Annotated in this window: 18 protein-coding genes; 7 read left to right on the top strand and 11 right to left on the bottom strand. The window is 65.5% G+C overall.

Features of this window, described 5'->3' with window-relative positions; translation table 11 throughout:
- Positions 1–20: 20 nt before the first annotated feature.
- The 6 genes from ABE093_RS02195 to ABE093_RS02220 are packed head-to-tail and all read right to left on the bottom strand — an operon-like array spanning position 21 to position 6,258.
- The gene (locus ABE093_RS02195) at positions 21–2,330 is read right to left on the bottom strand and encodes a DNA internalization-related competence protein ComEC/Rec2 (RefSeq protein WP_430759219.1); all 2,310 of its coding nucleotides are present in this window, start codon (positions 2,328–2,330) and stop codon (positions 21–23) included.
- Position 2,331: 1 nt separating this feature from the next.
- Complete coding sequence (lolD, locus tag ABE093_RS02200; protein WP_430759220.1) at positions 2,332–3,027, bottom strand: lipoprotein-releasing ABC transporter ATP-binding protein LolD; 696 nt, start codon at positions 3,025–3,027, stop codon at positions 2,332–2,334.
- Positions 3,020–4,264: a lipoprotein-releasing ABC transporter permease subunit gene (locus ABE093_RS02205; RefSeq protein ID WP_430759221.1), complete on the bottom strand. Its 1,245-nt coding sequence runs from the start codon at positions 4,262–4,264 to the stop codon at positions 3,020–3,022. Before ABE093_RS02205 ends, lolD begins: the two co-directional genes overlap by 8 nt.
- Positions 4,265–4,287: 23 nt before the next feature.
- Positions 4,288–4,650 (bottom strand): hypothetical protein, encoded by a 363-nt coding sequence (locus tag ABE093_RS02210; RefSeq protein ID WP_430759222.1) that lies wholly within the window; start codon positions 4,648–4,650, stop codon positions 4,288–4,290.
- A 28-nt stretch (positions 4,651–4,678) separates the two neighbouring features.
- On the bottom strand, positions 4,679–4,927 hold the full coding sequence (locus tag ABE093_RS02215) for a succinate dehydrogenase assembly factor 2 (protein WP_430759223.1): 249 nt from the start codon (positions 4,925–4,927) through the stop codon (positions 4,679–4,681).
- On the bottom strand, positions 4,924–6,258 hold the full coding sequence (locus tag ABE093_RS02220; protein ID WP_430759224.1) for an MFS transporter: 1,335 nt from the start codon (positions 6,256–6,258) through the stop codon (positions 4,924–4,926). Before ABE093_RS02220 ends, ABE093_RS02215 begins: the two co-directional genes overlap by 4 nt.
- Positions 6,259–6,467: 209 nt before the next feature.
- Here ABE093_RS02220 and cyoA point away from each other — a divergent pair, with 209 nt between their 5' ends.
- The 7 genes from cyoA to ABE093_RS02255 are packed head-to-tail and all read left to right on the top strand — an operon-like array spanning position 6,468 to position 13,030.
- Complete coding sequence (gene cyoA, locus ABE093_RS02225) at positions 6,468–7,442, top strand: ubiquinol oxidase subunit II (protein ID WP_430759225.1); 975 nt, start codon at positions 6,468–6,470, stop codon at positions 7,440–7,442.
- A gap of 59 nt (positions 7,443–7,501) precedes the next feature.
- Positions 7,502–9,475: a cytochrome o ubiquinol oxidase subunit I gene (cyoB, locus tag ABE093_RS02230; protein ID WP_430760058.1), complete on the top strand. Its 1,974-nt coding sequence runs from the start codon at positions 7,502–7,504 to the stop codon at positions 9,473–9,475.
- A complete protein-coding gene (gene cyoC / locus ABE093_RS02235; protein WP_430759226.1) occupies positions 9,468–10,097 on the top strand; it encodes a cytochrome o ubiquinol oxidase subunit III in 630 nt (209 codons plus the stop codon). The genes cyoB and cyoC overlap by 8 nt, the downstream gene beginning before the upstream one ends.
- The gene (cyoD, locus tag ABE093_RS02240) at positions 10,094–10,480 is read left to right on the top strand and encodes a cytochrome o ubiquinol oxidase subunit IV (protein ID WP_430759227.1); all 387 of its coding nucleotides are present in this window, start codon (positions 10,094–10,096) and stop codon (positions 10,478–10,480) included. The genes cyoC and cyoD overlap by 4 nt, the downstream gene beginning before the upstream one ends.
- 13 nt (positions 10,481–10,493) lie before the next feature.
- The gene (locus ABE093_RS02245; protein ID WP_430759228.1) at positions 10,494–11,201 is read left to right on the top strand and encodes an SURF1 family protein; all 708 of its coding nucleotides are present in this window, start codon (positions 10,494–10,496) and stop codon (positions 11,199–11,201) included.
- Positions 11,173–12,498, top strand: a complete 1,326-nt coding sequence (locus ABE093_RS02250) for an ATP-binding protein (RefSeq protein ID WP_430759229.1) — start codon at positions 11,173–11,175, stop codon at positions 12,496–12,498. Before ABE093_RS02245 ends, ABE093_RS02250 begins: the two co-directional genes overlap by 29 nt.
- Positions 12,488–13,030 carry a response regulator transcription factor gene (locus ABE093_RS02255; RefSeq protein ID WP_430759230.1) on the top strand — a complete coding sequence of 181 codons (543 nt, stop codon included), beginning with the start codon at positions 12,488–12,490 and terminating at the stop codon, positions 13,028–13,030. The genes ABE093_RS02250 and ABE093_RS02255 overlap by 11 nt, the downstream gene beginning before the upstream one ends.
- On the opposite strand, the gene ABE093_RS02260 is transcribed toward ABE093_RS02255, so the two are convergent.
- From ABE093_RS02260 to sdhC, 5 genes are read right to left on the bottom strand one after another with little or no spacing between them, the layout of a single operon-like run.
- Positions 13,023–14,084 (bottom strand): SRPBCC family protein, encoded by a 1,062-nt coding sequence (locus ABE093_RS02260; protein ID WP_430759231.1) that lies wholly within the window; start codon positions 14,082–14,084, stop codon positions 13,023–13,025. The genes ABE093_RS02255 and ABE093_RS02260 overlap by 8 nt on opposite strands.
- 38 nt (positions 14,085–14,122) lie before the next feature.
- Entirely contained in the window at positions 14,123–14,905 is a 783-nt protein-coding gene (locus tag ABE093_RS02265; RefSeq protein ID WP_430759232.1) for a succinate dehydrogenase iron-sulfur subunit, read from the bottom strand.
- A gap of 12 nt (positions 14,906–14,917) precedes the next feature.
- Positions 14,918–16,708, bottom strand: coding sequence for a succinate dehydrogenase flavoprotein subunit (gene sdhA / locus ABE093_RS02270; RefSeq protein WP_430759233.1), 1,791 nt, complete (start codon positions 16,706–16,708; stop codon positions 14,918–14,920).
- 4 nt (positions 16,709–16,712) lie between these two features.
- On the bottom strand, positions 16,713–17,093 hold the full coding sequence (sdhD, locus tag ABE093_RS02275; RefSeq protein WP_430759234.1) for a succinate dehydrogenase, hydrophobic membrane anchor protein: 381 nt from the start codon (positions 17,091–17,093) through the stop codon (positions 16,713–16,715).
- A complete protein-coding gene (gene sdhC, locus ABE093_RS02280) occupies positions 17,090–17,485 on the bottom strand; it encodes a succinate dehydrogenase, cytochrome b556 subunit (protein ID WP_430759235.1) in 396 nt (131 codons plus the stop codon). The genes sdhD and sdhC overlap by 4 nt, the downstream gene beginning before the upstream one ends.
- Between the last annotated feature and the right edge of the window lie 19 nt (positions 17,486–17,504).

Consider the following 17,504-nt stretch of genomic DNA (forward strand, 5'->3'; position numbering starts at 1 on the left):
TAGCCCAGCACGACGACGGGTCAGCCCCCGCTGCCCCAGATGCGCCGTCGCCTGGTCCGTTCAGTCGTGACCGCCACGCCCGTTGGAGCCAGGTCGACGCGGACCGAACCGGCGTGCGGGGTATCAAGGACGCGGGTGCCGGCGTCGGTCCAGCGCGCCACCGCCTTGGGATTGGGATGGTGGAACTTGTTGCGGTAGCCGGCCGAGGCGATCGCCCAGGTCGCGCCAGTCGCGTGAACGAAGGCATCGCTGGAGGACCCGGCGCTGCCATGGTGCGGCATCAGCACCACGTCGGCGCGCAACGAGGTCGTGGCACGTTCGATCATCGCGTGTTCGGTCGCCTGGTCGATGTCGCCGGTCAGCAGCAGCGCATGCTCCTTGCTGAAAACCCGCAACACGCAGCTCGACGGATTGCCTGTGTATTCCGAATCGGGCAACGGCGAAACGACTTCGAAACCGACGCCGTCCCACTCCCAATGATCGCCGAGCTTGCAGTGCGCATCGACTTCGATCGGCGCATTCGGCGGCGCCTGCACCGCGGCGACCGGCATCCCGGCGAGCACCGCGTTCATGCCGCCAGCGTGGTCGGCATCGGCATGGCTGAGCATCATCAAGTCGATGTGGTCGACCCCGAGCGCGGCCAGCGCCGGCAGCACGACGGTTTCGCCGGCATCGTAACCGTCATCCGTCGCCGGGCCGGCGTCATACAGGATCGTGTGATGCGCGGTGCGCATCAGCACCGCCTGCCCCTGCCCGACATCGATCACCTGCATCCGCGCTTCGCCCGGCAACACTGCGGGCTGCAGCGGCGTGAACATCGGCAGCCACAGCGCGAGCGCCAGTGGCTTGCCCGGCAATTTCCGCGGTGCCAGCAACCAGAACGCACCGATCAATGCCAATGGCCATGCGAACACGCTCGCTTCCGGCAACCGCGACTGCCCGAGCGGCCAATCGGCAATGCGCTGGAACAGCGGCCAAGCGAAATCGAACAGCCATGCCGCGAGATTCCATAGCGGTGCACCCCAGCCATGATGGATGCCATCGGCCAGCACGCCGAGCAGGGACAACGGCACCACCACGAAGCCCCACCACGGCACCGCAACCAGGTTCGCGATGGGCGACACCCACGACGCCTGGGCGAAGAACAGCATCGACAACGGCAACAACCCAAGCGTCGCCACGCCTTGCGCGCCGAGGAATTCGCGCAAAACGCCGCGCCCGCCTTCGCGCAGGCACCACGATAGCCAGGCGACGCCGGCGAAACTCAACCAGAAGCCGGGACGCAGCAGGTTCAGGGGATCGATCAGCGTCAGCAGGATCGCGGCGATCGCCAGCGCCTGTACCGCACCCATGCGTCGCCGTAGCAATACCGCGGAGGCGACGCTCGCCATCATCAGCAGCGTGCGCAAGGTCGGCACTTCGCCGCCCGACAGCGCGGTATAGAACGCGGCAACGACGATGCCCGCCAGCAGCATCGCGGTCCTTCGTGGCAACGAGCGACCCAGATTCGGGAACGCCTGCCACAGCAGCCATGCCAGCGCCGAACCAAGGATCGCGGTCAGGGCGACATGCGAACCGGAAATGGCGATGAGGTGCGTCAGTCCGTTCGCGCGCAGGATCGTCCAGTCGTCGTCGCTCAAGCCACGGGTATCGCCGACCGCCAGCGCGCGGATGAATCGCCGCGCCGGCGACGACCCCTGCTCGATGCGTTGGGCGATGCCGTCACGCATCGCATCGATGCCGTTGCCGGCAGCAAGTTCTTCGTTGCCCTCGCCGCCCTTCACCGATCCGCCGGCAACGATGCGATCGACCAGCATGCCGCGCTCGGAATCCTGCACGCCGGGATTGCGCAGGCCGTGCGGACGCTTGAGCTTGACGTGCAGGCGCCAGCGCGATCCCGCCACGATCTGGGGTGGCGCTTGGTCCGGCGCGGCGAACCAGCCGAGGCGAATGCGTTTCCCGCGCAATTCCACCTGCTGCGCGATATCGTCATCGACGACGAACTGGAAGCGCGTGCTCTTGCTGTCCTGCTCCGGAAGATTGTCGACGCGGCCCTGCACCACCAGTTCGCGCCCTTCAATCTCCGACGGCAGCCGCGCTTGCAACGCCGTGCCCGCGACGATTCCCGCCCAGCCGAACCCGAGCAATGCGGTCGCGATCCAGATGCATCGCGGCAACTTCCACCAAAGGGCCAGCCCGGCGATCGCCAACGCGATCAATGCCCAGCGCGGCGCCAGCCACGGCGCCCACAGGCACAACATCGCGCCAGCCAGCAATCCGACTGCTGCCTGGGTTCCGATGCGTGGTGACGTCCTTGTCTCCACATGCATGTCAGACGTCGCCTGGAGGCAATTCGTGCAATCGACCGTTGCTCAGTTCGAGCACGCGATCGAGCCGGCGCGCGAGGCGACGATCGTGCGTCACCAGCACCAGGCTGGTGCCCTTGGCGCGATTGAGCTCGAGCATCAGTTCGAACACGGTTTCCGCGGTGCGGTCGTCGAGGTTGCCCGTCGGCTCGTCGCCGAGGATGCAGTTCGGCGTGTTGACCAGCGCGCGCGCCACCGCGGCACGCTGGCGTTCGCCGCCGGAAAGCTCGCCGGGCTTGTGTTCCAGCCGCCCGCCGAGGCCGACCTGTTCCAGCAATGCCGTCGCCAGCTTGCCCGCGTCCGCCGCACTGGCGCCACCCAGCATCGCCGGCAGCATCACGTTCTCGAGCGCGGTGAATTCCGGCAACAGGTGATGGAACTGATAGATGAAACCGAGCGCACGGTTGCGCAGGCGCCCGCGGTCGGCATCCTTGAGCGCCGACATCTTCTGGCCACTGACATAGACCTCGCCCGCGGTCGGAACATCGAGTCCACCGAGGAGATGCAGCAACGTGCTCTTGCCGGCGCCGGAGGCACCGACGATCGCCACCGATTCGCCTTCGACGATGCGCAGGTCGAGCCCGTCGAACACCGGCGTGTGCAGCTTGCCTTCGGCATAGACCTTGCCGAGCCCTTCGGCGCGGATGACTTCGTTACTCATAGCGCAGCGCCTCCGCCGGCGGCGTGCGCGATGCCCGCCAGGCCGGATACAGGGTGGCGAGGAAGGCCATCGCCAACGCGACCGCCGCGATGATCGCGATGGTGCTCGCGCGCAGATCGATCGGCAGGCCGGTGATGTAGTAGACATCGTCCGGCAACAGGTTCACGTGGAAGGCGCGCTCGATCAAACGCAGGATGTGCTCGAGGTTGAGCGTGAGCAGGATGCCGCCAACCACGCCGATCACGGTGCCGATGATGCCGATCAGGCTGCCCTGCACCATGAAGATCCGCATCACCTGCCCCGGCGTCATCCCCAACGTGCGCTGGATGGCGATGTCGGCCTGCTTGTCGGTCACCAGCATCACCTGCGACGACACCAGGTTGAACGCACCCATCACGATGATCAGCGACAGCAGGATCGCCATCAGCGTGCGCTCCATGCGGATGGCGCGAAACAGGTTGGCGTTCTCGTGCATCCAGTCGTTGACGCGATAGCCGCCGCCAAGCCGCAACGCGAGATCGCGGGCGACGTCCCAGGCCTTGTCCATGTCGTGCAGCTTGAGGCGCACGCCGGTGACGCCATCCATTCGCTGAACGCGCTGGAGATCGCCCATGCGCACGATCGCGAGGCCCTTGTCGAATTCCTGGTGCCCCGCCTCGAACACGCCGCTGACCACGAAGCGCTTCATCTGTGGCGCCGCGCCCATGCCGGTGATGTTCATGCCGGAAGTCGCGACCAGCACGCTGTCGCCCAGGCGCACGCCGAGGATGTCGGCGAGCTCCTTGCCGAGCAGGACGTTGTAGCTGCCGGGCGTCAGCGAATCGAGGCTGCCGGTCACCATCTTGTCGCCGATCACCGAGACCTTGCGTTCCTGATCGGGCAATACACCGCGGATGATCGCCGGCGCCTTGTCGTTGCCGCTGTCGATCAGCGCCTGGGTATCGACATAGGGCGATGCGGCGGCGACGCGCGGATCGGCCAGCGCCAGCTTGATCGCCCGCGGCCATTCGGTCATCTCGCGGCCATCGGCGACGACGGTCGCGTGCGCGGCCATCTGCAGCAGGCGGTCGCGGATCTCGCGCTGGAAGCCGCCCATCACCGACAGCGTGGTGATGAGCACGGCGACACCGAGCGCGATGCCGATGATCGACGCCATCGAAATGAAGGAGATGAAGCCGTTGCGGCGTTTCGCGCGCAGGTAGCGCAGGCCGATGGCGATGGGGAGCGGTTTGAACATGGGAGGCCGCAGGAAGAGTCGCGTTATGGTGCCAGCATTGGCGGCGAAAGCATGTGCCGTTCGCCGGCGATGGCCAGCCGCAGTCGGCGGCGGTTCACGACATCCAGCCGATGCCACCAGGTTTCGCGCCGCCAGCGACCGCGATCGTCCTTGCGCACCAGCGTCAGCCACGGGCCATGCAGCTCGACGCGGGCATCGCGCAGGACGATGCCATCGAGGCGCGGATCACCGTCGAAATCGAGCGCGTGCGATGGACGGCCGCGTTCGCGTCGTTCCAGCCATGCCGCATATGCCAGTGCCGCCACGGCGAGCGGAAGCTTGATCGTCCAGGGGAAGACCGACATCAGCACCGCGATGGCGGCCAGCGCGCCGAGCACGATCGGCATTGCGCGGGAGAGCCGCGTCGGCCCCAGCTCAATGGCCGAGGGTGCGCATGCGTTCGATGAGTCCGGCGAGTTCGGCGTCACTGCAGTCTTCGTAGCCCATGATCCAGCGCCAGAGCTTATCGTCCTCGCAGTCCAGCAGCCGTAGGAAAACCGCTCGTTGCGCTTCGGAATCCTGCGGCCAGCCGTGTTCGAGGTAGCGGTCGAACACTTGGTCGAGCTCGCGCATGCCACGCCGCGAGCGCCAGCGGATGCGCTTGAGTTCGGCCTCTTCGCTCACTTGCCGGCGCGTGCCGCTTCGCGCTTGAGACGCAGCCAGCGATTGACGCCCAGCGCCGCCAGCGTCGCCAGCGCACCCGACAACAGGTAGGCGCCGACATAGGCGAGACCGAACTTCGCGCACAAGCCGAGCGCGACCAGCGGCGCGAAGGCGGCGCCGATCAGCCAGGCGATGTCGTTGCTCAAGGCCGCACCGGTGTAGCGGTAGCGATCGCCGAAGTTGGCGTTCAACGCGCCCGCCGCCTGGCCGTAGGACAGGCCCAGCAGGGTGAAGCCGGCAATGATGTAGATGTCCTGCCCGACCGGGCCGGCACCAAGCAAGGTCGGCGCGAAACCACTGTAAGCGGCGATGGCGACGGCGAGCGCGCCCAGCGTGCGCTGGCGGGACAGGCGATCGGCAATGAAGCCGGAAGCGACGATGCCGCCCGCGGCGAAGAAGGCGCCGATGATCTGCACGATCAGGAACTGCGGGATCGACTGGTTGGAGAACAGCAGGATCCACGACAGCGGGAAGATGGTGACGAGGTGGAACAGCGCATAGCTGGCCAGCGCGGTGAAGGCGCCGATGGCGACGTAGCGGCCCTTGGCCTTCAGCAGCTCGACGACGCGCACCGGCTCGAGTTCCTGTTCGTCCATCTTCTGCGCGTATTCGTCGGTGACGACGAGGCGCAGGCGCGCGAACAGCGCCACCACGTTGATGGCGAACGCGGCGAAGAACGGATAGCGCCAGCCCCAGTCGAGCACTTCCTCGGTCGGCAGCGCGGCATAGAGATAGGCGAACAGGCCCGCGGCGACGATGAAGCCGGTCGGCGCACCGAGCTGGCCGAGCATCGCGTACCAGCCGCGGCGCTTCTTCGGCGCGTTGAGCGCCAACAGCGACGGCAGCCCGTCCCACGATCCGCCGAGCGCGATGCCCTGGATGAAACGGAACACCGACAGCAGCACGACGGACGTCATGCCGAGGGTGGCGTAGCCCGGCAGGAAGGCGATGCCGGCGGTGCAGGTGCCCAACAGGAACAGCGCGGCGGTCAACTTGGTGCCGCGGCCCCAGCGACGCTGGATCCACAGGAACAGCATGGTGCCGAACGGGCGCGCGATGAAGGCCAGCGCAAACACCGCGAACGAATACAGCGTGGCATCGAGCTTGGACGCGAACGGGAAGAACACCGACGGGAAGACCAGCGCCGAGGCGATGCCGTAGACGAAGAAGTCGAAATATTCCGAGGTGCGGCCCACCACCACGCCGACGGCGATCTCGCCCGGGGCGACTTCATGGCTGCTGTGGACGCCGTGGTCGTGGATGGTGCTGGTGGACGAAGGATTCGTGGACATCGGTCAACCATTCCTGGCAAGTCGGGGATGCGGCGCGCCTGGACGCGATCCGCCTGCACTAGCTTCCCATCATCGAAGGCATCGGGCCATAGGACAAAACGTCCAATCGCCCCGCCCGTTCGAGAGGAATAAAGTACACCCTGCGGCCCGAACCGGGGCCGTCCGCGCGCTGTCCGGCGCATGTCCACCGCGAACCCCGGGTGTCCGCAATGAGCAGAGCGAAAACCTTGATCCGGCGCCTGGCTGCCGCCACAGCCCTTCTGGCGCTGGCTGGCTGTTCCAAGACCATCGTCCTGAATGCGCCGGGTGACGTCGCTGCCCAGCAGGGCAACCTGATCATCGTCGCCACCGTGCTGATGCTGCTGATCATCGTCCCGGTGATCGCCCTCACCCTGCTGTTCGCCTGGCGCTATCGCGCCAAGGCCAATGCCACCTACAAGCCGGACTGGGACCATTCGACCCAGCTGGAACTGCTGATCTGGGCGGCGCCGCTGCTGATCATCATCGCGCTGGGCGCGGTGACCTGGATCACCACCCACACCCTCGACCCCTATCGCCCACTGAGTCGCCTCAGTGCGGGCAAGCCGGTGCCGGCGGACACCAAGCCGCTGGTGGTGGACGTGGTCTCGCTGGACTGGAAGTGGCTGTTCATCTACCCGGAACAGGGCATCGCCACCGTCAATGAACTGGCGGCGCCGGTCGACCGCCCGATCGAATTCCATCTCACCTCGTCGAACGTGATGAACGCGTTCTACGTGCCGGCGCTGGCCGGAATGATCTACACCATGCCCGGCATGGAAACCAAGTTGCATGCGGTGATCGACAAGCCCGGCCAGTACGAAGGCTTCTCGTCGAACTACAGCGGCGCCGGCTTCTCGCACATGCGCTTCACCTTCCACGCCACCGATGCCGCCGCGTTCGACAAGTGGGTCGCGGACGCGAAGCAGGCCGGCAACGCGCTCGACCGCAACGAATACCAGCAGCTGGCCAAGCCCAGCGAACGCGAGCCGGTGCGCCATTACGGCAAGGTCGACGGCGATCTCTACGACGCCATCCTCAACCGTTGCGTCGCACCCGGCCAGATGTGCATGAGCGAAATGATGGCGCACGACGCATCGCCCCAGTCGACATCGCATGAATCCATGCCGATGCCCATGCAACCCGCCAGCGCGCACGCGCACTGAACCGGAATCCAGCCATGTTGCAACACGCCCCCGAAACTTCGTCCCCGGAAACATCGGCCCTGCTCGGCCGCCTGAGCCTGGACGCGATCCCCTATCACGAGCCGATCCTGGTCGCGACCTTCGCCGGCAGCGCGATCGCCGGCCTCGCGGTGCTCGCGGTGATCACCAAGTACAAGCTGTGGGGCACCCTGTGGCGCGACTGGTTCACCAGCATCGACCACAAGAAGATCGGCATCATGTATATGGTGCTGGGCCTGGTGATGTTGCTGCGTGGCTTCGCCGATGCGTTGATGATGCGTTTGCAGCAGGCGATGTCCTTCGGCGACAACGCCGGCTTCCTGCCACCGCATCACTACGACCAGATCTTCACCGCGCACGGCGTGATCATGATCTTCTTCGTCGCCATGCCGTTGGTGACGGGTTTGATGAACTACCTGGTGCCGCTGCAGATCGGCACGCGCGACGTCGCCTTCCCCTTCCTCAACAATTTCAGTTTCTGGATGACGGTCGGCGGTGCGGCATTGGTGATGCTGTCGCTGTTCGTCGGCGAATTCGCCCGCACTGGCTGGCTGGCCTATCCGCCGCTGTCGGGACTGGAGTTCAGCCCGGATGTCGGGGTCGATTACTACATCTGGGGATTGCAGGTCGCCGGCGTCGGGACGACGCTGTCGGGCATCAACCTGATCGCGACCATCGTCAAGATGCGCGCGCCGGGCATGGGCATGATGCAGATGCCGGTGTTCACCTGGACCGCGCTGTGCACCAACGTGCTGATCGTGGTGTCGTTCCCGGTGCTGACCGCGGTGATGGCGATGCTGACGCTCGACCGCTACATGGGCACGCACTTCTTCACCAACGACCTTGGCGGCAACGCCATGATGTACGTGAACCTGATCTGGATCTGGGGCCACCCGGAGGTCTACATCCTGATCCTGCCCTGCTTCGGCATCTATTCCGAAGTGGTGGCGACGTTCTGCGGCAAGCGCCTGTTCGGCTACAGCTCGATGGTCTATGCGACCGTCTGCATCACCATCCTGTCGTACCTGGTGTGGCTGCACCACTTCTTCACCATGGGCTCGGGCGCCAGCGTCAACTCGTTCTTCGGCATCACCACGATGATCATCTCGATCCCGACGGGCGCGAAGATCTTCAACTGGCTGTTCACCATGTATCGCGGCCGCATCCGCCTGGAAGTGCCGATGCTGTGGACGCTCGGCTTCATGATCACCTTCGTGGTCGGCGGCATGACCGGCGTGCTGCTCGCCGTTCCGCCGGCGGACTTCGTGCTGCACAACAGCCTGTTCCTGATCGCGCACTTCCACAACGTGATCATCGGTGGCGTGGTGTTCGGCCTGTTCGCGGGCATGACCTTCTGGTTCCCGAAAGCCTTCGGCTTCAAGCTCGATCCGTTCTGGGGCAAGTTGTCGTTCTGGTTCTGGTTCGCCGGTTACTGGTTCGCCTTCACCCCGCTCTACGTGCTCGGCCTGATGGGCGTGACCCGTCGCCTCAGCCACTTCGACGATCCCTCGCTGCAGATCTGGTTCGTGATCGCCGCGTTCGGCGCCGTGCTGATCGCGATCGGCATCGCCTGCTTCCTGATCGACATCTTCGTCAGCTTCCGTCGCCGCGACGCCCTGCGCGACACCACCGGCGATCCCTGGGACGCGCGTTCGCTGGAGTGGTCGACCTCGTCGCCGCCGCCGGACTACAACTTCGCCTTCACCCCGGTCGTGCACGACAACGACGCCTGGTGGGACATGAAGCAGCGCGGCTTCCAGCGCCCGGCCTCCGGCTTCAAGTCCATCCACATGCCGAAGAACACCGCCGCCGGCATCATCCTGGCCGCGTTGAGCACGGTGATCGGCTTCGCGATGATCTGGCACATCTGGTGGCTGGCGATCGTGTCGTTCGCCGCGCTGCTGGTGGCCGCGATCGTCCACACCTTCAACTACGACCGCGACTACCACATCCCCGCCGATGAAGTGGTCCGCACCGAAACCGCGCGCACGGAGCTCTTGAACGCCCATGTCTGACGCCATCGCCACCACCAACGCCGACGGCAGCCCGGTCTTCCTCGATACCGAGGCCCGCCACCATCCGGAGAACGGCACCCTGCTCGGGTTCTGGCTCTACCTGATGAGCGACTGCCTGATCTTCGCCTGCCTGTTCGCGACCTATGGCGTGCTCGGCCGCAACTACGCCGGCGGCCCGACCGGCGGCGAACTGTTCGAATTGCCGCTGGTCGCGGTCAACACCGCCTTGCTGCTGCTGTCGTCAATCACGTACGGCTTCGCGATGATCTCGATGCAGAACCGCAAGCAAGGCGCGGTGCTGGCCTGGTTGGCGATCACCGGCCTGTTTGGCGCCGGCTTCCTCGGCATCGAGCTCTACGAGTTCAGCCACCTCATCCATGAGGGCTACGGCCCGCAGCGCAGCGGCTTCCTGTCGTCGTTCTTCGCGCTGGTCGGCACCCATGGTCTGCACGTCACCTTCGGCATCATCTGGCTGGTGACGCTGATGACGCAGGTGGCGAAGAAGGGCCTCACCGCCACCAACCAGCGTCGCCTGTTCTGCCTGTCGATGTTCTGGCACTTCCTCGACGTCGTCTGGATCGGCGTCTTCACCTTCGTCTACCTGATGGGCGTGCTGTCATGAGCGATACCCACCACCACATCGAACATGCGCACCATGAAGAAGGCGGCCACGCCCACGCCACGGTGCGCGGCTACGTCACCGGCTTCATCCTCTCGGTGATCCTGACCGCGATTCCGTTCTGGCTGATCATGGGCAAGGTCATCGCCAATCCCGGCACGGCGGCTGCGGTGATCCTGGCGTTCGCGGCGGTGCAGATCCTGGTGCACATGGTCTATTTCCTGCACATGAACACCAAGTCGGAAGGCGGCTGGAACATGCTGGCGCTGATCTTCACCCTGGTATTGGTGGTGATCACGCTCGCCGGTTCGATGTGGGTGATGCACCACATGAACACCAACATGATGCCCACCATGTCCGCACACGACATGCGGAACATGCCGTAACGATCTGCCTCCAATGCGAAGAACCGTTTTCCTCGTCGCATTGGCCCTGGCGTTCTGCGGATTCACCGCACTCGGCGTCTGGCAGGTCCAGCGCCTGCACTGGAAGCACGCACTGATCGCACGCGTGGATGCCCGCATCCACGCCGAGCCTGTCGCACTGCCCGCGCGCAAGGATTGGCCGCAGGCGTCCGCGGCGCGCGATGAATATCGCCACGTGGTGGTCACGGGCGAATATCTCCGAAACGCCGACACCCGCGTCCAGGCCGTCACCGAGCGCGGTCCCGGCGGGTGGCTGCTCACGCCCCTGCGCGATGACGGCGGCGACGCCGTCCTCGTCAATCGCGGCTTCGTGCCGAGCGACTGGAAGGGAGATGTCGCCCCGCCTGCCGGTCACGTCCGCGTGATCGGGCTGCTGCGGATGAGCGAACCCAATGGCGCCTTCCTGCGTCGCAACGACCCGGCGCATGATCGCTGGTATTCGCGCGATGTCGCGGCGATTGCCCAGGCACGCAGCCTCGGCGACGTCGCGCCATGGTTCGTCGACGCCGAACGCGACGCCAATGCGCCCGAATGGCCCGCTGGCGGCATGACCGTGGTGCGTTTCCGCGACCAGCACCTGCAATACGCCCTGACCTGGTTCGCGCTCGCCGCATTGAGCTTGTTCGCCGCCTGGCGCGTTTACACTTCCCGCGATGCCGGTCGCCCTCGTCACCACGCCTGATCTTTCGCCATCACGCGAAAGCACCGGCATGCGCAACCTGCAGCAGCTGATCCAGCTGCGCTGGATCGCAGTGGTCGGCCAGGTCCTGGCGATCGCCTACGCGCATTTCATCCTTGCCATCGCCCTGCCCCTGCAGCCGATGCTGCTGGTGCTGGCGATGCTGGCGGCCTACAACATCGCCAGCCAGATCGTGGCAAAGCATCGCAGGCGCGTCACCAACCAGGCGCTGCTTCTCGCCCTGCTGGTCGACGTGGCGACACTGACCGCACAGCTGCATTTCAGCGGCGGACTCACCAACCCGTTCGTGTTCCTGTTCCTGCTGCATGTCGTGCTCGGCGCGATCCTGCTGCGCACCGTCGCCAGCTGGATCATCGCCGCGGCCACCACGCTGTGCATGGTCTGGCTCGCCCTCTACCCGGGGCCGGTCACGCTGCCCGCGGACCTGTCGCAGGGCCTTGCCTCGCTGTATGTGCAGGGGCTGCTGATCTGCTTCGCACTGGTCGCGACATTGCTGGTGGTCTTCATCACCCGCATCGGCCGCATCCTGCGCGAACGCGACGCCCGCCTCGCGGCGATGCGCCAGCGCGCGGCCGAGGAAGAACACATCGTGCGCATGGGCCTGCTCGCATCCGGCGCCGCCCACGAACTCGGCACGCCGCTGTCGACGCTGTCGGTGATCCTCGGCGACTGGAAGCATCTTCCGAGCTTCGCCTCCGATCCCGAACTGCTGCAGGACGTGGTGGAGATGCAGGCGCAGGTCCTGCGCTGCAAGGCGATCGTCAGCGGCATCCTGCAATCGGCCGGCGACCCGCGCGGCGAAGCGCCGGAACAGCTGCGCCTGCGCGATTTCTTCGACGATCTCGCCGATGAATGGCGCACCACGCGCCCGACGCAACGATTCGACTACCGCAACCAATGCGCGGACAATCCGCTCATCGTCTCCGATCCGGGGCTGATGCAGATGATCGCCAACGTGCTGGACAACGCACTGGAAGCCTCGCCGCAGCACGTCGCCATGACGGTCGCGCTGGCGAATGGCGATGTCGTCATCGATGTCGCCGACGATGGTCCTGGCTTCACGCCGACGATGCTCGCCCAGCTCGGCAAACCCTACCAGTCCAGCAAGAACGAACCCGGTCACGGACTCGGTCTGTTCCTGTCGGTGAATGTCGCGCGCAGCCTTGGCGGCACGCTCACCGCGCGCAACTCGACGCATGGCGCCGTCGTCACCGTGAGGCTGCCGCTGTCGGCATTGATGCTCGAGGACGAAAGCGAGGGCGACGGCGATGGCGAATGAATCCGAACGCCGGCTGCTGATCGTCGAAGACGATGCCGCCTTCGCGCGCACGCTGGCGCGTTCGTTCGAACGCCGCGGGTATGCGGTGCGCCATCTCGACGGATTCGAGGTGTTGCAGGCGCTGCTGTGCGAATTCACGCCGACGCATGCGGTCGTCGATCTCAAGCTGGCCGGTGGCGAATCCGGACTCGCCTGCGTCAAGCTGTTGCACGAACACGACCCGGACCTGCGCATCGTCGTGCTGACCGGCTATGCCAGCATCGCCACTGCGGTCGAGGCGATCAAGCTCGGGGCGCTCCACTACCTCGCCAAGCCGTCGAACAGCGACGACATCGAAGCCGCCTTCCAGCGTGAGGGAGGCGATACCGACGTCGAACTCACCCAGCGCAAGACCTCGATCAAGACGCTGGAATGGGAACGCATCCACGAGACCCTGGCCGAAACCGGCTTCAACATCTCGGAAACCGCGCGTCGTCTCGGCATGCACCGGCGCACGCTGGCGCGGAAGCTCGACAAGCAGCGCGTCAAATAGAAGAAGCAGCCTCTGCCCGTCGCGCGTACATCGCGAGGATGCGCTCGGCGCCATCGCCCAGTAGACGATCCATCCACCACGCCGAATAGACATTGAAATTCGTGCTGACGCGATAGCCAACATCGAGATCGACCTGCGTGCCACCGGGAACCGGCGTCAGCGTGAAGCGCGTGTCGTCCAGGCCAGCATAGCGCCCGCCCAAGGCGACATGGTCGTCCAGCGCGTTCACCGGAATCGAGTCGAGCTGGAAACGGTATGTCCATGCCAATCGTTGCGGCGGCTGCCACTCGCTGATCGGCTCGTCGAAATGAATGCCGTGCTGCCAGCGCGAACGGCGCACCCTGCTGCCCTGCGCCGTCGTTTCGGTGCGCCCCGAAAGCGGATACGGCATGCCGATATTCCAGGCGAGCCCGCGTCCGAGTTCATCCGGGCGTATGCCCTGCACGTCGTTCAGCACTTCCCATACCTGTTCGGGCGAGGCATGGATCACGCGGCTGCGATGCAGATGGCGATGACTGTCGTCGGCATGGAATCGCGCCTCCATCCCGCCCAGCAACAGCGGCAACAACAATACCGATGCCGTGGTGGAACGCGAAGGCCGCGCCCCATAGCGCAGCAACACCAGCATCAGTACACCGCCGATCGAGGATTCGACGAGGAAGGCCGGCAACATGATGGCGATGCAGATGCTGCCTTCGAGCAGCGTGATCGCCGTACCGATGGCGAAACCGATCACGGTCAGCCACGGCGCGAACATCGCGCGCAAGACGGTACGACGTTCCGGCACCAGCCCATAGACCGTGATCATGCCGAGGATGACCGGCACCAGCACCACGAAGGACAGCAACATCGGGCCGTTGCGATCGAAGATCGCTGGAACGCCGGGAATTCCGCCGAAGATCAGGCGCATCGCCAAGCCATACAGCACGCCGACGCCGACCATCAGCGCAAAACGCTTCAACGGCGACATGCCCGCCAGCAGTTCTGGCGCCAGCGGTTCCGCCGGCGGCAGATAGGGATCAGCGTCGTTGCCGGTGTCCTGGGCCTGGTCCATCGATGGCTTCGATCAAGGATTCCAGCCGCGTCGAATCGTCAGACCCGGCGCGCCAGCATCAGCTTCTTGATATCCGCGATCGCCTTGGCCGGATTCAATCCCTTCGGGCAGGTGCGCGCGCAGTTCATGATCGTGTGGCAGCGATACAGCTTGAACGGGTCCTCGAGATCGTCCAGGCGCGCACCGGTGTCCTCGTCGCGCGAATCGATGATCCAGCGATAGGCCTGCAGCAGGATCGCCGGACCGAGATAGCGCTCGCCGTTCCACCAGTAGCTCGGGCACGAGGTCGAGCAGCAGGCGCAGAGGATGCACTCGTAGAGGCCGTCGAGCTTCTTGCGATCGTCCTTCGACTGCAGGCGCTCGCGCGACGGCGCCGGGCTCTGCGTACGCAGCCACGGTTTGATCGAGGCGTACTGCGCGTAGAAGTGCGTCAGGTCCGGCACCAGGTCCTTGACCACTTCCATGTGCGGCAACGGATAGATCGGCACTTCCTTGCCGCGGCAGTCATCGATGGCGCGCGTGCACGCCAGCGTGTTGGTGCCGTCGATGTTCATCGCGCAGGAACCGCAGATGCCTTCGCGGCAGGAGCGGCGGAAGGTCAGCGTCGGGTCGATCTCGTTCTTGATCTTGATCAACGCGTCCAGGACCATCGGCCCGCACTTGTCGAGATCGATCTCGTAGGTGTCGGTGCGCGGATTGGCGCCGTCGTCCGGGTTCCAGCGATAGACCTTGAAGGTGCGGACGCGCTTGGCGCCGGCCGGCGCCGGGAAGTTCTTGCCCTTGCCGACCACCGAGTTCTTCGGGAGAGTGAATTCAGCCATGTCTGCGCTCCCTCAGTACTTGCGTTCTTTCGGCGGAATCACGGCGACGTCGTCGGTCAGCGTGTGCATGTGCACCGGTCGGTACTCGATCGTGGTGTTGCCGGAACGATCGACCGACGTCAGCGTGTGCTTCATCCAGTTGGCGTCGTCGCGCTTCGGGAAATCCTCGCGGGCGTGGGCGCCACGCGATTCCGTGCGGTTCTCGGCCGAAACGATCGTCACCAGCGCCTGGTCGAGCAGGTTCTCCAGCTCCAGCGTCTCGATCAGGTCGGAATTCCACACCAGCGACTTGTCGCTGACCTTGACGTCGGCGAACGATGCGTGGATCTCGCGGATCTTCTTGACGCCTTCGGCCAGCGTTTCGCCGGTGCGGAACACCGCGGCGTCGGCCTGCATGGTGCGCTGCATGCGATCGCGGATCACCGCGGTCGAGGTCGAACCGTTGGCGTTGCGGATCTTGTCGAGGTGCGACAGCGCCGGATCGATGGCGTCGTCGGCCAGCTTGCCGTGCGTCGAATTCGGCTTGATCAGCGCGGCGGCGCGATGGGCGACCGCGCGGCCGAATACCACCAAGTCGAGCAGCGAGTTCGAACCGAGGCGGTTGGCGCCGTGCACCGAGACACAGGCCGCTTCGCCGATGGCGAACAAGCCGGGCACCACCGCATCGGGATCGCCGTTGCGCAGCTGCACCACTTCGCCGTGGTAATTGGTCGGGATGCCGCCCATGTTGTAGTGGACGGTCGGCAGCACCGGGATCGGCTGCTTGGTGACGTCGACGCCGGCGAAGATGCGCGCGCTCTCGGCAATGCCCGGCAGCTTCTCGTGGATCACTTCCGGGCCGAGGTGGGTCAGGTCGAGCAGGATGTGGTCCTTGTGCTCGCCGACGCCGCGGCCTTCGCGGATTTCCATCGTCATCGAACGCGAGACCATGTCGCGCGGCGCGAGGTCCTTCACGCTCGGCGCGTAGCGCTCCATGAAGCGTTCGCCATTGCTGTTGCGGAGGATGCCGCCTTCGCCACGCACGCCTTCGGTGATCAGCACGCCCGCGCCGTAGACGCCGGTCGGATGGAACTGCACGAATTCCATGTCCTGCATCGCCAGTCCGGCGCGCAGCGCCATGCCGCCACCGTCGCCGGTGCAGGTATGCGCCGAAGTCGCGGAGAAGTAGGCGCGACCGTAGCCGCCGGTCGCCAGCACCACGCCGTGCGAACGGAACAGATGGAGTTCGCCGGTCGCCAGTTCCAGCGCCAGCACGCCGCGGCAGGCGCCGTCGGCATCCATGATCAGGTCGATGGCGAAGAATTCGATGAAGAATTCGGCGTCGTGCGCCAGCGACTGCTGGTACAGCGTGTGCAGGATGGCGTGGCCGGTGCGGTCGGCCGCGGCGCAAGTGCGCTGCGCCGGCGGACCTTCGCCGAAGCGCGTGGTCATGCCGCCGAACGGACGCTGGTAGATCTTGCCTTCCTCGGTGCGCGAGAACGGCACGCCGTAATGCTCGAGTTCGATGATGGCCGGAATCGCTTCCTTGCACATGTATTCGATGGCGTCCTGGTCACCCAACCAGTCGCTGCCCTTCACCGTGTCGAAGAAGTGGTAGCGCCAGTCGTCCTCGCCCATGTTCGCGAGCGCCGCGGCCACGCCGCCCTGCGCCGCGACCGTGTGCGAACGCGTCGGGAAGACCTTGGTGATGCAGGCGGTCTTCAGGCCCTGCTGGGCGAGACCGAAGGTGGCGCGCAGACCGGCGCCGCCGGCACCGACCACCACCATGTCGAATTTGTGTTCGTGGATCTTGTAAGCGGCCATCTGTTCAGTTCCCAAGCGCGATGCGGACCACCGCGAACACTCCGGCGATCGCGGCGATCGCGAAGACGAAGCGGTTGATCACCTGGAGCACGATGCCCCACGCGGAATGGACGTAATCCTCGATCACCACCTGGATGCCGAGCGCGGCGTGCCAGCACATGGCGACGAGAAAGGCGACGAGCACCACCGCGTTGAACGGGCGCGCCACCATCGCATGCACCGCTTCGTAACCGGCGGAGGCGTTGCACACCACCAGGAGGAGGAAATACAGGCCGGTGAACACCAGCGCGATCGCGGTCAGGCGCTGGTTGACGAAATGCGTAACGCCGTCCTTCGCCGAACCCAGGCCGCGCGCGGTCTTCAGGGGATTGCGGAACTCGCTCACGCCGCACCTCCCTTCATGAACAGGCAACCGAAGATCAGCGCAACCATCACCAGGCTGCCGATGATGCTGATCCAGCTGTTGCGCACGAATTGCGGGATCGCGTAGTCGTAACCGGCGTCCTGCACCAGATGGCGGATGCCGTTGATCAGGTGGTAGGAAAACGCCCAGGCCCAGCCGAACAGCGCGACCATGCCCAGCGGCGAGCCGAGGCAATGCGCGAATGCGGTCCAGCTGTCACGACCGCCGGCCAGCGCCAGCAGGCCCCAGGCGATGACCAGCGCGCCGAACGCCAGCACGATGCCGGTGGCGCGGTGGATGATGGAGGTCACCATCTGCACCTGCCAGCGATACACCTGCAGATGGGGCGACAAGGGGCGTTGCGGATTCGCCATCGGCGTTTTCCTCAGATTG

Source organism: Solilutibacter silvestris (genome assembly GCF_050574925.1).
GTDB classification, from domain to species: Bacteria; Pseudomonadota; Gammaproteobacteria; order Xanthomonadales; family Xanthomonadaceae; genus Solilutibacter; species Solilutibacter silvestris_A.